Source organism: Shewanella marisflavi (genome assembly GCF_023283925.1).
Classification (GTDB): Bacteria; Pseudomonadota; Gammaproteobacteria; order Enterobacterales; family Shewanellaceae; genus Shewanella; species Shewanella marisflavi.
Map to the genome: position 1 here is coordinate 187104 of NZ_JAKIKX010000003.1, position 14031 is coordinate 201134.

Sequence of the window (14031 nt, forward strand, 5' to 3'; positions counted from 1 at the left end):
TTAGTTGGGGGAAGCGGGAGCAAATAGCTCGATTAAGTTTTCCCAATAGACGGGGTCATCCATGGGGCGAATGATATCGGGTTGGGTAGCAATGCCCGATAAGCGTCTGCCAATGGCATCATACACTTGGGTGGCGTTGAAGCTTATCTTGATGGCGCTGTTGGGCAGAGAGATTTGCTGTAGTTTGCCAAAATCACCTCGGGTTGGCTCTCCAACCAAGAGGGTGTTTGGCCAGGATCTGGCAAAGTGGGCGATCCACTGGCATTGCTGACGACAAGCAGGGCCGATAATGAGCATCAGCTTACCCGTCTTAGGTTGCGGCAGACCGGCCCATGGCTGGCTGGAATGTTGCCAAAACTTTATCTGCCAAGGGCTAAAGTGAGGATTATCCTCTGGCAGCAGCGAACTCACCAGCTCAAATTGCAGACGCTGAGATTGGTTGAGGCTAGTTGCCGGCATAAAGCCTAAGGGTTTTAGATAGTCGCTGCGCAGATTCGCGCCCTTCTTATAGCGAGCGACAGCAAAGAGTGAGTCAGGCCATTCACTCAATAGTGGCGGCGTGACATCTGGGCTGAAGTAGTGACTCAAGAATTTTAGCAGCTCATCGCCAGTGCCATATCCCTGCTGTAGGTCCAGTATGGTAACAGGCGAAAATAGCGCACGTTTAAGGCGTTGTCCCAATGGGCTGTCAGGCGTAAAGCGTGAGAGATCGTAGAAGTTGAAGACGCCTTGGGGGAGATTGTCAAAGCTCTCTTGATGTTGTGGTGAACTCAATACTGTGGGCGGCTTGTGTGTTAGGGCGAGACTTATCTGATGCTGGGTGCCTTGGTTGTCAGTCAGGGTCAAACGACAGTCATCCCTAGCGGCAAGTCCAATCTCACGTCTGAGCATAGAGAGCATCTGCAGGAGTTTAGCCTGCTCTATGTTGCTTTCGGCCAGACTAGGGGGCAGAAAAGCCTTAGTCGCCGATAGCCAGAGGTCGATGGGCAGCCCATCTATGTGGCTAATAAATGGGGTCTCGTTATTCAGGGGCCGATGGTCTAGATCCAGCGCCAGCCAGTTATCCTCGCTTTTTCTTAAGGTGATAGGCAGATAAGCCTGAGCCTGAAAGGAATCGGCCTCTGCGAGTGGATCATCAAGGGCAGTTAAGACTTTTACTAGCTGCTGGGCGAACAGCATTCGTTCGCCTTCTAGCGGTAATTGGCTGAGGGCCTTATTGATCTGGTTTTCTAATTGGCTTTGACGTAGAGGCGACTCGGCGGCATTGGCCGAGTATTGCAGCAGGTGTTGCTGCAGATAGTCGAGATCTGCGCGCATCTCCTGCTGAGACAATTGGGGTTTGGGTGGTTCTTCACGCAGGGCTATGGCCGTCAGCTGAATGCAGCTGATCAGCATGATGAGGCCGAAACCATTGATAATGCTCTGGTGTCCGAATGTCATCTCTTTTCCCTATTGCCATCGGCGCTTGGCGAATGAAACGATACTCGGTTAGAGAATGTCGTTGATCGAGAAGCCGATGCCGATCCGTTGGGTATGGGCGTTATAGTCGATTAAGCTTTCGCCATAGCCATTAAAATACTGCGTATACACGCGTAAGTTACCAATGATGGGGTAACTCCAAGTGAACTCTACGGCGCCGCGGTTGGGACTCTCAAGGTTATTGCGCAGCATAAGCGTAAACCTGTGTTGGTCGATACCATAGACGCTGGTCAGCTCGAAGTTACCCATATAATCCAGAATATCAGGGTTGTCATCTCCCTTGGCCGACGTAGGTGTTTCTTTCTCATCTTCTGGAATACGCCACCACACTTTCAAGCCGAGGGCGAAAGGGCCATTATCGAAAAGCATGGTGCCATAGATACGGTTCCAACTGCGGGAGAGATCACCTGATTTACCGTTAGATTGATGCACGGCACCAACGCCCCAGAAAGAGTTGGTTAAGGGGCCGATTTTCCAATCGTTGTTGAACAGCATAAAGATCTCCGGCTCGTGGTTGGTCTCACGAAATGGCGAGGAGATCTCCTTGTTGTACACCTGCCAATAAGACTGATTGGTGTAGGCGACAAACAGATGACCATTGTCCCCAAAGACGTTGTACATCAAGGGGAACTTAAAACTTATCTGGAACTTAGCTTCCAGGTTATCTATCTCGGAGTTGTTCTCGGCCAGCTCTTCAGCAAAAGGGTCCATATTGGGTGAGCTGTTATAGGTAACAGGGAAAAAGTAGTTGACCTTGTGCGGGGTGATCACGAAGGGACTCTCAGAGGTCGCCAACTCATCCTTGACGCGTTTGTCGAGTAATGAGGTATCGTCTTCGCTTTGAGCTGTTTGGCTCTGCGCTTCTTGGGTTGGCTCGGCGCCTAGGCTGGTCACAGGTAGGGAGAAGAGTCCGATTAAGGCGATCCATATAAAAGATTGGGTGATTTTCATCCGTGGTTCCTTTGCTTGCGCTGTCTGAGATCAACATATGTCGCAGTAAATCTTGCCTATGTTGTAACATTTGCAACTTACTCGTGCACCTATTTTCAATCTGGCCGTCTGATTTTACTCACTAAATGTCATGTAATGCTCTTTAATAACCAAATGGAATAAATTCTAATTATTATCTATTTTTTAAGATATAAGAATGACGCTATATTAACCTCATCACTATTGTATGAGATGCGGTTATGGAACTATTTACTCTTACCGGGCAGCAGGCACAGGGCAAAGTCTGGCTTGTGGGCGCTGGCCCTGGCGATCTTGAGCTGTTGACGCTCAAGGCTTACCGTATCCTCAAGAAGGCCGACGTAGTGCTGTACGATGCCCTGGTGAGTGATGAGATACTCTCGCTGATCCCCAAACAGGCTGAGCTAATTGCCGTGGGTAAGCGCGCGGGTAAACACAGTGCTGCCCAGGATGAGATCAATCAGTTACTGGTAACCAAGGCCTATACCCGTAAGAATGTGGTGCGCCTTAAAGGCGGGGATCCCTTTATCTTCGGCCGAGGTGGCGAGGAGCTGGAAACCTTAGTCGCATCAGGTGTGGCCTTTGAGGTAGTGCCTGGTATCACCGCCGCCAGTGGTACTTCTGCCTATGCAGGGATCCCTCTGACTCACAGAGATCATGCCCAGGGCGTGACCTTTATTACCGGTCATTGCAAGCTGGAAAGTCGTCCCATGGATTGGCAGGCCTATGCTAACAGCGCTAATACCTTGGTCGTTTACATGGGCATACTCAATGCCAATACAATACAACAAGGTTTGATCTGTGCGGGCCGCTCACCGCAGACGCCAGTGGCGATTGTCTCTAAGGCGACCACGGCGGCGCAGCAACGTTTCTTTGGTACCTTAGGTGAACTCACCGAACTGGCGGCTCATCCTGAACTGGAGATGCCAGCCTTGATGATCATAGGTGAGGTGGTTGGCTTGGCAGACAGCCTACACTGGTTTGAGCCTGAGACCAGCCCTAGAGTCTTGGATACGTCGATAAAGCAGTCTCTGGGTCAGTAATCTATCTTAAAGTCTTTTTTGAACAGTGCCTGCAGCGCGCGGGCATACTCTTCATCTGCCTTGGGGCGCACCAGCTGCGCCAACTCATCGCCGGTTGGCGTCAAACGATAATAGCTAAATACCAGATGACCATGCTTGGGCGTCAGTGTCATACGTTTGCCCGAGAGGGTGAAGCTGATGGGGTTTTTAGCGTTGAGCTGTCCCGTTTCAAACTCACTCCTGTGTAACAGCCCCGCATCGACCAGTGTCAGTATAGAGGAGTAGGGCAGGCCAAATTGCGACAGGGCGATCTGTGTGGCGTCGGATTTGCGAAACAGCTGACCAAAGCCACCATCATGACGAAAGCCGATCACCAGCTTGAGCTTAGTTTCGTTGTTGACTGTGACCGCCATTCCCAGTGCCTTTTCAAATATCTGTGCCTCTTTGTGAGTTAACTGTCTCAGAGTGGCTAGGCTTCGTAGGCTAAAACTCCCAGGACTGGTGATCTCATTGGCTAGGATGCGCCCCCAAAGCGCCTGCATATTACGGTTGTGGATCTGTTCCGCCTGCTGAAAGAATTGATGGATCCAGTCGGGGTCGAGATCTGTGCCTGTAACATCCGACGGGGTATGAGAGAGGGCGATGGCGTAGATATTTTCCAGATTAGCCTGATATCGGCTAGCCAGCTTACGCAGGCGATGATCCGAGCGCTCGGCAATTGAGGCTTGGGAGGGGCGGTAGTCTTCATCACTACCCAGACCGATAAGGCGCCCCAGTAGCAGCGCTTTTCTGCGGGCAGATACATCGGGCTGGTTCGACCCTGAGTCGGATAGGTTAACAATCTCGGCCATAGTCTTGTCTTTCTTATATTGAATAAATCGATTCTATCTGAAAATCGGCGCTCACCCTAGCCTCAGGCACCGGCAGGCCAATTGACGTGCTTATCCTGGGCCGGGTGGCGGGGAATATTGAGTGCCAAAATCAGAGAGCAGATGGCGAAACCCGCACCGATAAAGAAGACCCACTGGTTGGAATAGAGCCAGAGCATCCCCAGTAGTGCCGGGATCACCACGGCCGCGATATGGTTGATGGTAAAGCTGACCGACATGGTAGCGGCGATATCCTTAGGTTCGGCGATCTTCTGAAAATAGGTCTTGATGGCGATAGCCATGGCAAACAGCAGATGATCCAGCACATAGAGTACGGCCGCCATCTCGGCTTGCTCGACGAAGGCGTAGCTGGTGAAGATCATGAACAGACCCACATATTCTATGGTCAAGGCATTGCGCTCGCCGATGCGGCCGATGAAGCGGCCTATGGCTGGGGCGAACAGCAGGTTGACCACATAGTTGATCAGAAACAGTGCGGTGATCTGACTGACGCTATAGCCAAATTTTTCCACCATCATAAAGCCGGCAAATACCATGAAGATCTGACGTCGCGCGCCGGAGAAGAAGGTCAGCAGGTAGTAGAGCCAATATCTTTGCCTGAGGATCACCTTTTTATGCTGTACCTCTCCTTGGGGAAACTGCGGAAAGTAGAGCGTCAGGGCGATCACCATTAGCAGCCCTAGGCCCCCTATGATGGCGTACATCCATTGATAATCCAGCTGCAGATAGGTCATCACTATCCAGATGCTGCCATAGCCGGTTAAGGCGGCGGCCGAGCGCCAGGCCAGCGCCTTACCCATGAAACCTGCGGTATCTGCCTTATCGACCCATTGCAGGGTAAGGGACTGATTAATGGTCTCGTAATAGTGAAAGCCCACCGACATTAAGATGGTTGTCAGATAGAGCCCCAATACTTGGGGAAAGAAGCCTGTAATACCAACACCTATGGTGAGTAAGGCAAGGGAGATCAAGGCGAAGGTCTGTTCTCTGAGCAGCAGCAAGATGAAGATGGCAGTAAAGGCCAGGAATCCGGGGACCTCTCTCAGGCTCTGCAAGATCCCTATCTCGGCGCCAGTAAAGTTTGCCCGCTCGATGACGAAGTTGTTGAGTAGCACCTGCCACACAGAAAACACCAAGGACATTACAAAGGTCATTAGCAGTAATAGGGTTTGTGGGGTCCTTTTTAACATTCCTTTGATTCCTGTATCGCACAGAAAGCTCAGTCTACCTCATCCTTTAGGGCTTGTTGATCTTTTCTGTTTGGTGATTAAAACCCAATGCGGCCTGTCTATGATTGAGCCGCTAACCAGGCTGCCTAACTAATGTTTTTTTCCGCTATCTTGCTCTATGCAATGAGCGAAGTCTGAAGCTATCGTTGCTGGTTGTCGTTAGGCTCGCCCAGGGGGAGTCGCCTTACCTAGGTTGCGATTTTTTATCACAAAATGTATCCATAATGTAATTTGTGAACTAGGTAAACTTAAGCCGGATTTTGCCCTTAGGGCTCGTGATCTGTTTCAATTAAATATTGCTCGGATTCCCCTATCATGATGCTATAGAAAAAGCTAAATTGACTTAGGGGCCTTTGTGAGCAAAATATTAATCATCTATTCAAGTGTGCATGGGCAAACCCGTAAGCTGTGCGATTTCATGCAGCGTGAGCTCGAGGCGCTGGAACATAGTGTGACCTGCGCCAGCATAGATAACCCGCCTTCTCTGGATGAGTTCGATAAGATAGTCCTGGGCGCAAGTATTCGTCACGGCAAACACAACCCTAAGGTGTACCAGTTTATCAGCGAGAATATTAAGGTGTTGCAGGAAAAAGCCAGTAGCTTTTTTGCCGTGAGTCTGGTGGCGCGTAAGCCCGCCAAGAATACTCCAGAGACCAACCCTTACATGCAGGCGTTTTTGGCCAAGTCTCCCTGGCAACCTAAGTTGCTGGCAGTATTTGGTGGTAATCTGGATTACCAAGGTTATAACGCCTTAGATCGTAACATCATACGTTTCATCATGTGGATCACTAAAGGCCCAACCGCGCCGGATACCAAGGTGGAGTACACCGACTGGGATAAGGTAAAGCACTACGCCCATGAGGTGGCTGCGCTGTAACCAATATGAGTGTGGTGCTTAGAAAGAGTCGTAAAAGCGCGTATATAGCACCTTAATGTGCCTAATAGGAGAAACATGATGAAGATGCTGGCCAAGTTTAGAGAGGTACTGGAAACCTATCAGCACCTGTTTGCCATTCTCTTGTCGCTGTTTCTGATCGGCACCAGTGGCTGGATCATGATGGGGCGCGCCCTGCGAGCCAATGCCTCAGTGTGGGACTGGCTTCATGTCTATCTGGGGTTATTGGCCGGGGTATTCTCTGTCACTATGCTGGTGACCAATGTAGTGCGCGGTCAGTGGCGCCAATATTTCCCCTATCTGGTGGGCGACTTTACTCAGTTGAGTAACGATGTATGTGGTCTGAAGCGTGGCAAGTTGCCCCTGGCTGGTGGGCGCGGCCTGTTTAGTGTGATAGAGGGAGTTTGTATGTTGCTGTTTGTGGCGGTTGCGGCCACGGGCCTTATGTGGTTTTTGACCCAGGGCAGTAGCGAGGCGCTCAATTGGCGTAGCTATCATCACAGCGCGGCCCACGGTTTTATCGTCTTCATGGTGATCCACGCCCTGTTTGCCCTGTCGCATCTGCTGGATTTTATTCGTCGCTAGTATGATGCTTTGCGATAGATGAGGTTGAGTCGGCAATCTGAGTCGTTAGCGAATAGGATCTTTAATTTTGCGAAGCCTCATCAGAGATAAAAAGCGCGGCAGAAGCCGCGCTTTTTTATAGCCCAATCAGTTAGCCTCGTCGGTTTTTTCTGCGCTGGGCTGAGGGTCTTGGTGTAACAGATTGAGCAGCAAGGTACCAATGAGCACTGCGATACTGATAGACACTAATCTGACCAATTGCGCAGAGAGGGCATCGGACTCCAGGTGGCTAATGATCTGATATACCAATACTACAAAGTTGGTAAACAGTAGTTGATAGATAGACTGGGGGCACTGGCGGCGTATCGCAAAACAGGCTAGCTGTATACCGCTGAATAGGGCTAAACCTATCACTACCCAGGTTGGCAGGCCGAAGGCAAAGGCCAACATAACCGGAAAGGTGAACAGGATACCGACTGCTGTGGTGACGAGGCGGTTTTGCTTAAAGCTTTGATGGTCTTCAGGATCCGCCAGCCTTATCATGCTGCCTATGGTAATGGCGATCAGCATGCTTTGTGAGCTACCCAAGCCAATTAAGGCTATCAAGACGATTGTCATGGCGGTGGCCTTTAGCAGGATAACCCCCATGTGAGTACTGCTGCTGTTTTCTTGGATTTCATCAGGATGAATATCTTCATCATTTCCTGGAAAGATGAAGAAAATCAGGTAGGTGAGAACCAGAGCCTTCAGCGCTGATACCATGAGTAACCAGGGAAGTACCTCAATCGATACCTGTAGCTGTTTGCTCATAACTGTCATGATGATCACCACGATCAACATGAGGGTAGAGAGCAGATCCTTAGGATCGTTATGGCTGCGATAGAAGCTCCAAAACAGCAGGGACCAGCAAAAGAGTAGATAACCTGCCGGGGTGTCGAGCAACATGCCGCCGACAAATACCAATCCGAAACTGACAAACATGACCACAAGCAACAGTTTGACCATGAGATTCAGTGGCGGGCGCGATGGCATCAAGGTGAGAAAGAGCACCATGAAAACCGGCGCCAGCACTGGCAGTGGCGCAGCCTGATCCCATAGGTAAAACAGCAGTAAAATGGGGCCGAATACCAGACGGATGATAGGGTTCGCGGCGCTACGAAACATAGGTCCAGAGACTCACTATCTTGATCCAGATACCGACGAGAAACTCGCCTATGCTGCTCTGCTCAGTATAGAAGGCCACAGTAGCTTGAGAGCCGTAACGAATATTGCTGGGTGGTCTACCCTCGCTGAAGACGATATTAACCGGATACCTTTGTGCCTTGATTGCACTGTTATCTGCGGTGAGAAAACCGGTATTCTGATCTATGTTGTTACTACCGCCCGTACCCCAGCCAATGCTCTCCACGCGACCTTCAAGTATGCGACCAGGTAGCGCATCGAGTACGACTTCGACCTTTTGACCAACACGAATGTTTTCCAGCGAGTTTTCTCTCACCAGCGCCGAGATCCAGACACTGCGGGGATCGATAAAGGTTAACAGTGGGCTACCCACATTGGCCCTTTGTCCCGGGGTCAGTTGTAGGTTGGTTACCACGCCTTTGCTGGGCGCGAGCACTTGGGTCTTTTGAAGGTCCAGCTGCGCTTGTTCCAGCTTGGCCATGGCCGACAGGATCTGTGGATTGTCTTGACCCTTAGGGCCTAATGCTTGCGTGGCCTGGGCCAGTGACGCCTCGGCGGCTTCAAGATTCGCCTGAGTTCTGTCTCTGGCTTCGATGGCGTTATCCAGCTCTGACTGGCTTAACACCCCTTGCCCTGCCAGTTCGCTGATCCTGGCAGCCTGCTCTTTGGCATTGTTGCGGGCGGCGATGGCATCGACAACCTTGGCTTGAGCGACTTCGACCGCGGCAGTGCTGGCACCGATATTTTGCCCCGCTAGCTCTAAGTTGGCTTGGGCAGCCTGCAGCGCCAGTTGGTAGTTGCGTGGATCGACTTGAAATAGGGGATCCCCCGCTTCGACAACCTGGTTGTCTTTGACATTGACTTCAGTGATGTTACCGGCGACTTCGGCAGCGACTCTTACGATATAGGTATGCACTCTGGCCTCGCTGGTCATCGGCGTGACCCGGTCGGCCCAAAGGCTATATAGCCAGACAGCAAAGATTAGCCCAATGATATAGAAACTCATTTTCCGTGATGATTTTTCCGCAGCAGACATCCCATGGCCTCAACAAATTTAAGTTATTTTATGTTAATCGGCGATGGTGTTATCAGCAAGTGAGATAGGTTAAATTAAGCGTTTTTATATGACATAGGTATCTAAAAATAATGAAAAAGCTATTTTGCTCTTGCTGTAAATCAGATAGAAGTCTATTAAGGAGTCTGGTAGCTTGCTGAATCATTGCGCGCTTGCAGTGGGCGCCATAATTCAATAAACAGTAAACACTTAGGGAATAAATAATGTCAGGGAATATTTTTAAATATAAAGACGCTACCCGCTTGACGACATGGGTGCGTTATCTGCTCTACGTCCAGATCTTAGTGGCGTTGATTTCAATGGGGTCAAATTACTTAGAATACCAGCTGCTATTAGACTATCAGACTGGAGTGTATCAGTCAGAAGCGGCAGCCATTGCCGATGGTGAGGCGAACGATCAACGTCAGTTTCTGGTCGGCCTGCTGCATCTTGCGGTGTTTATCGTCTCGGGGATCATGATCCTTAAGTGGATATACAGGGCCAACTTTAATGCGCGTCAGTTAGGTGCCACTGACATGAACTTCACCCCGGGATGGTCTATCGGTTTTTACTTCGTTCCTCTTCTTTGCCTCTGGAAGCCCTATCAGGCGATGAATGAGATCTGGCATGCGAGTCATGATCCAGAAAACTGGAGCCTGAATAACGCAAATTCTGCCGTCAACCTCTGGTGGCTGATGTGGATCGTCAGCAATGTGCTGGGGCAGGCCGTGTATCGTTTTACGAATAAGGCCGAGGAGCTGCAAGACTTTATTAACGCTAACATGGTGTCTCAGGCCGCTGAGGTGGCAAGCATCCTTTTGGCGCTGGTGACCTTGAGGCTGATTAATCATATCTACCGGGCGCAGACCAAAAGCCAAGTACGGGTCGAACAGGAGACCTTTCAGGGGGCGCAGCAGGTCGTCGTAAGCTAAATTATGACAAAGAAAAAGGCGCCATCAGGCGCCTTTTTTACAATCTATCTACGACCTATTTGTGTTCTACGGCCAGGTAGTTGATCAGGTCGATCAGCTCACCCAAGGTGCGGATCTGGCTTAGGTTGACTGCATACTTATCGTTAACGATAAAGGTCGGCACACTCTGAACGCGAAACTCTCTTTGCTGAGTACGCCAGAGATCTAGCTTGTCACTTACTGCTTTGCTGTCGGCGATTTCATCATACTTGCTGATATCTATGCCGTGGTCGGCAAAGACTTTCTTGATGTCATCTCGGGTATTGATAGCTGGCTTCTCATGGGCGCTATGGTCGTGGTCATGGCTGTGTCCATGGCCACCTGGTTCGCCTTGGATGGCCGTAAACATGGCATGGATCATCTTGTCTTCGACGCCCATCTCATGAATCACACCAAGTGAGCGCATCACTTCTGTGCCAATGTCAGAGTTCATGAAATCCACGTGCTTGGTATCGAAGCTGACCTCCTTGTTGAGGTTGGCTTTAATGTCGCCCAGGAACTGTGTCTCCATATTGAAGCAGTTGTGGCAGTAGAAAGAGAAGAATTCGGTCAATTTAGGACTGGCACTTGGCGCCTTGTCAGACACAGTCATAAAATGTTGGCCTTCGACAAACTTGGCGGCAAAACTACTCAGTGGAGCCACTGCTAGGGTCAGGGCGAGAGCGATATGTTTAATCATGATTATCCTTAAATGATAGCGTCGTGGTGCGATCAATGGCTAATGTCATTCGTTATTAGGTTTAGCCTAAATGGCAAAGCTTAATTATGACTGAAGCGGGCCGAAGAAACAGTCGCTAGAGTGTGACCTCGGCTAAAGAACTGTGATTCTTTGGGGTGATAGATGGGATCTTGGCAGATCGTCAGGTTCAGCGCTGCTCGCGTAAGGTCTGCCAGGCCTCGCAGATCCGTTTAAATTGGTTTGCGTCGCCGCCATCGCGATCTGGATGCCACTGTAAGGCCAATTTACGCCACTGCTTGCGAATCTCTTTATCCGTTGCATCTTGTTCCAGCTCAAATACCTTCAGAGCCTGACGTTTCGGCATAGCGTTGGGGCTGGTGCCAATATAGGCTTCGTAGCGATTCCAGAAGGATTCCAACATCTCCTGAATGATATCCGGGCAGGTATCATAGTGTTGCCAGTCCAGATAATAGTCTCTTAAGGCGTCGTCCTGACTGAGTTGGGTCTCCAGATTAGTGGGAATAATTCTGAAGATCTGTATCTCCATCGCTTTAACCTGTAACCAGCAGCCGGGCAGCAGCATGGCTTGCAGTTCAAACAGGGCATTCATCAATAGAAAATTCTGTTTAAAGAGGGCCTTTTGTGGTTGTTCGTCGAGATCTTTCAGGAGTCCTTGTTCTTGCAGTGCGGCGGCGAGGTGATGAACCTTCCAGCTATGGTTGCTGCGTTGTAGCAAAGAGAGGAGTGGCCAGATTAGCGGGTTGTCACCCTTGAAAGCGAAGCACTGGGTGCTTGACGCCTTGTCTTGCAACAGGGGGGCTGTCGTGGTTGATTTAGCAACTAGCATCCTGAGAGTCTCATCCGTGACTGGTGATAATTTCTACTATGACAATCACCAAAATGGAACGCAAGTCTTATTCGTCGGCCTATTAGCTTGTCGGGCCACAAAGCCCCACCGCAAGCAGTGAGGCTAAACTTAGGCTGGGATACCCAACGAGTTAGTGGGTATCAGTAGGCTGATCAGATCTCGGTAAAGAGTGTCTCGATTGGCAGGCGTGACTTAGGTAACTTAGCGTTGAAGTCTTCTTCGCTGCGATAGCCCAAGGAGACAACAACCGTGGCAGCATAGCCCTGTGCAGGGAGATCCAGCACCTGGTTGAGCTTAGTGGCGTTGAACCCCTCAATTGGGCAGGCATCGATATCCAATAGGCTAGCGCCCAGTAGTAGCGTACCCATGGCCAGGTAGACTTGTTTTTCCATCCAATGTTGAGCGTCTTTCAGCTCTACCCTGTGCATGTTGACGAAGAAAGAGCGGCCGTTGTGCTGGCCCTGTTTCGCCTGCTCGTCAGCAAAGCGGCCATCGGCAGCCTCTTGCTCGAGGAGTTTTTGCAGGTGCGCATCATCCATACTGGTCTTAGCGCACAACACCAAGACATGGGAAGCATTGTGGATCTTGGGGGTGTTAAAGGCGAAGTCACTGGTGGCCTCAGCAATTTTAGCCTTTCCCTCTTCGGTCGACGCCAAGACAAAGTGCCAAGGTTGAGAGTTGGTCGATGAAGGGCTCATGCGCAGCAGCTGTTTAATCTCTTCTATCTTTTCTTGGTCTATCTTACGGTTAGGGTCAAATGCCTTAGTCGTATAACGCTTGTTAGTGTAGAAACTGAGTGGTTGCATGATGAGCTTCCTGTGTGAGTCGATGTTGAGACCGATTTTACGTGACTCAACAGGTGATAAAAACAGATAAAAGTCACATATACTTTCAAAAAAATTTTGATAATTGGGTTTTCTTCTGGCCGCCACAACTCGGCATGTGGATTGTAAGCGACCAAAAAGATAATTTAGGCTTAACATTCTGAGTTACCAGCCAATGTTATACTCAACTGATACGCTCAGAGGGGATCGAGCTTAGGGCGAGCTTCAGACTAAGGAGTACAAGTGACCTATCCGACAACCGTGGATGAACAGCTAAGGCTGGCCAGCTTTAATCTGTTTAACTTTATCGCCCCACCAGATGCCTATTATGAGTTTAACAATATCTACACTCAGGCTCAGTGGCAGCAGAAGTGTGATTGGATAAGTCACTATCTGACCACGCACCAGCCCTGCGTGATCGGCTTCCAGGAGGTGTTTTCGCCCGAGGCGTTGCGCGCTCTGGTGGCCGAGGCTGGCTATCCCCATTTCGCGGTTATCGATAGCCCTGAGGTGAGTGATGATTTTATCTATCGCCACCCTGTGTTGGCGCTTGCCAGTAAGTACCCTATTATCGACAGCATCGCTTGTGGCATAGATCGAGATGTTGCCAGCCTGATGGGAATAGCCCCTAGTTTTCAATACAGTCGCCTTCCGCTGAGGGCCACTATAGTGCTGCCCCATCTTGGCCCTTGTGACTGTTATGTGGTGCATTTCAAGTCGAAACGTGCGCTGTTCGAACCCGAACTGGCGGGTAAAAGTCAGCAGGGGGCATGGTTATTTGCCGCCGAGGCCGCGGCTAAGTGGGCGGCGTCTATGGTGCGGGGGAGTGAGGCGAGTCTACTCAGGGTGGAGATTGCCAAGCGCCGCGCCGAGAAGGGGTATCCTGTGGCGCTGTTTGGAGATTTTAATGACAGCCTGTCAAGCGGCGTCTTATCAGTGCTCGTCAGTGAAGATACCCGCCTACTGGGGCAGTTTGATGAGCGAACTTTCCATGGCTATCGCCTTCAGGATGCATATCAATTATACCAAGCCTCTCAGTATAGTCCGGCCTTTATTGCCCGCGCACCAACGCATTATCACCTCAATCGTGGCGAGGTGATCGACTATATTCTCCTCTCCAATGAATTTGACCCTCACAACGATCAATGTCTGGCCGAAGTTGCCGGATATCACACCTATGATCGTCATCTGATCAATCCACAATATGAGCGCGACAGTCACAGCACAGATCATGCGCCAGTGATGGTTAGCCTGAAAATCAGAGAATAATAGACTTTAACAGTCAGGGGGTTAACGTCTAACAGCGTTAAAGCTAATGGCTATATTATTGTTTTAATTGTGGAATTAATTAGTTCTATCGGCTATATTTTGCTCAATAAAAAAGGCCGTTAGGCGAGTGTCAGTA

At 50.1% G+C, this 14031-nt stretch carries 14 protein-coding genes; 5 read left to right on the forward strand and 9 right to left on the reverse strand.

Annotation, left to right across the window (positions count from 1 at the left end):
- Together L2712_RS08420 and L2712_RS08425 are read right to left on the reverse strand one after the other, a co-directional pair.
- Positions 1–1440, reverse strand: coding sequence for a S41 family peptidase (locus L2712_RS08420; protein ID WP_248977490.1), 1440 nt, complete (start codon positions 1438–1440; stop codon positions 1–3).
- Positions 1441–1488: 48 nt separating this feature from the next.
- Entirely contained in the window at positions 1489–2430 is a 942-nt protein-coding gene (locus L2712_RS08425; RefSeq protein ID WP_088903838.1) for a phospholipase A, read from the reverse strand.
- Between the two features lie 239 nt (positions 2431–2669).
- On the opposite strand from L2712_RS08425, the gene cobA reads away from it, so the two are divergent.
- Positions 2670–3491, forward strand: coding sequence for a uroporphyrinogen-III C-methyltransferase (gene cobA, locus L2712_RS08430; protein WP_248977491.1), 822 nt, complete (start codon positions 2670–2672; stop codon positions 3489–3491).
- Here cobA and L2712_RS08435 read toward each other — a convergent pair.
- Both L2712_RS08435 and L2712_RS08440 read right to left on the reverse strand, forming a co-directional pair.
- A complete protein-coding gene (locus L2712_RS08435; RefSeq protein ID WP_033539871.1) occupies positions 3485–4321 on the reverse strand; it encodes a TIGR03899 family protein in 837 nt (278 codons plus the stop codon). The two genes, cobA and L2712_RS08435, sit on opposite strands and share 7 nt — an antisense overlap.
- A gap of 62 nt (positions 4322–4383) precedes the next feature.
- A complete protein-coding gene (locus L2712_RS08440; RefSeq protein ID WP_181404202.1) occupies positions 4384–5550 on the reverse strand; it encodes an MFS transporter in 1167 nt (388 codons plus the stop codon).
- Positions 5551–5944: 394 nt separating this feature from the next.
- Here L2712_RS08440 and hemG point away from each other — a divergent pair, with 394 nt between their 5' ends.
- Both hemG and L2712_RS08450 read left to right on the forward strand, forming a co-directional pair.
- Complete coding sequence (gene hemG / locus L2712_RS08445; protein WP_033539873.1) at positions 5945–6466, forward strand: menaquinone-dependent protoporphyrinogen IX dehydrogenase; 522 nt, start codon at positions 5945–5947, stop codon at positions 6464–6466.
- Between the two features lie 75 nt (positions 6467–6541).
- On the forward strand, positions 6542–7069 hold the full coding sequence (locus L2712_RS08450; RefSeq protein WP_418076802.1) for a cytochrome b/b6 domain-containing protein: 528 nt from the start codon (positions 6542–6544) through the stop codon (positions 7067–7069).
- A 126-nt stretch (positions 7070–7195) separates the two neighbouring features.
- Here the strand turns inward: L2712_RS08450 and L2712_RS08455 are convergent, their stop codons facing one another.
- Both L2712_RS08455 and L2712_RS08460 read right to left on the reverse strand, forming a co-directional pair.
- Positions 7196–8212, reverse strand: coding sequence for a DUF2955 domain-containing protein (locus tag L2712_RS08455; protein WP_033539875.1), 1017 nt, complete (start codon positions 8210–8212; stop codon positions 7196–7198).
- Positions 8202–9236 (reverse strand): HlyD family secretion protein, encoded by a 1035-nt coding sequence (locus L2712_RS08460; RefSeq protein ID WP_248977492.1) that lies wholly within the window; start codon positions 9234–9236, stop codon positions 8202–8204. Before L2712_RS08460 ends, L2712_RS08455 begins: the two co-directional genes overlap by 11 nt.
- A 272-nt stretch (positions 9237–9508) precedes the next feature.
- Here L2712_RS08460 and L2712_RS08465 point away from each other — a divergent pair, with 272 nt between their 5' ends.
- Positions 9509–10216, forward strand: a complete 708-nt coding sequence (locus L2712_RS08465) for a DUF4328 domain-containing protein (protein ID WP_248977493.1) — start codon at positions 9509–9511, stop codon at positions 10214–10216.
- Between the two features lie 55 nt (positions 10217–10271).
- On the opposite strand, the gene L2712_RS08470 is transcribed toward L2712_RS08465, so the two are convergent.
- The 3 genes from L2712_RS08470 to nfsB all read right to left on the reverse strand — a co-directional run bounded on the left by L2712_RS08470 (position 10272) and on the right by nfsB (position 12608).
- Complete coding sequence (locus tag L2712_RS08470; RefSeq protein WP_248977494.1) at positions 10272–10934, reverse strand: thiol:disulfide interchange protein DsbA/DsbL; 663 nt, start codon at positions 10932–10934, stop codon at positions 10272–10274.
- A 187-nt stretch (positions 10935–11121) separates the two neighbouring features.
- Positions 11122–11781, reverse strand: a complete 660-nt coding sequence (locus L2712_RS08475) for a DNA-J related domain-containing protein (RefSeq protein ID WP_248977495.1) — start codon at positions 11779–11781, stop codon at positions 11122–11124.
- 173 nt (positions 11782–11954) lie between these two features.
- The gene (gene nfsB, locus L2712_RS08480; protein ID WP_248977496.1) at positions 11955–12608 is read right to left on the reverse strand and encodes an oxygen-insensitive NAD(P)H nitroreductase; all 654 of its coding nucleotides are present in this window, start codon (positions 12606–12608) and stop codon (positions 11955–11957) included.
- Positions 12609–12869: 261 nt separating this feature from the next.
- Between nfsB and L2712_RS08485 the strand changes: the two genes are divergently transcribed.
- The gene (locus L2712_RS08485; RefSeq protein WP_248977497.1) at positions 12870–13895 is read left to right on the forward strand and encodes an endonuclease/exonuclease/phosphatase family protein; all 1026 of its coding nucleotides are present in this window, start codon (positions 12870–12872) and stop codon (positions 13893–13895) included.
- Positions 13896–14031 lie beyond the last annotated feature (136 nt).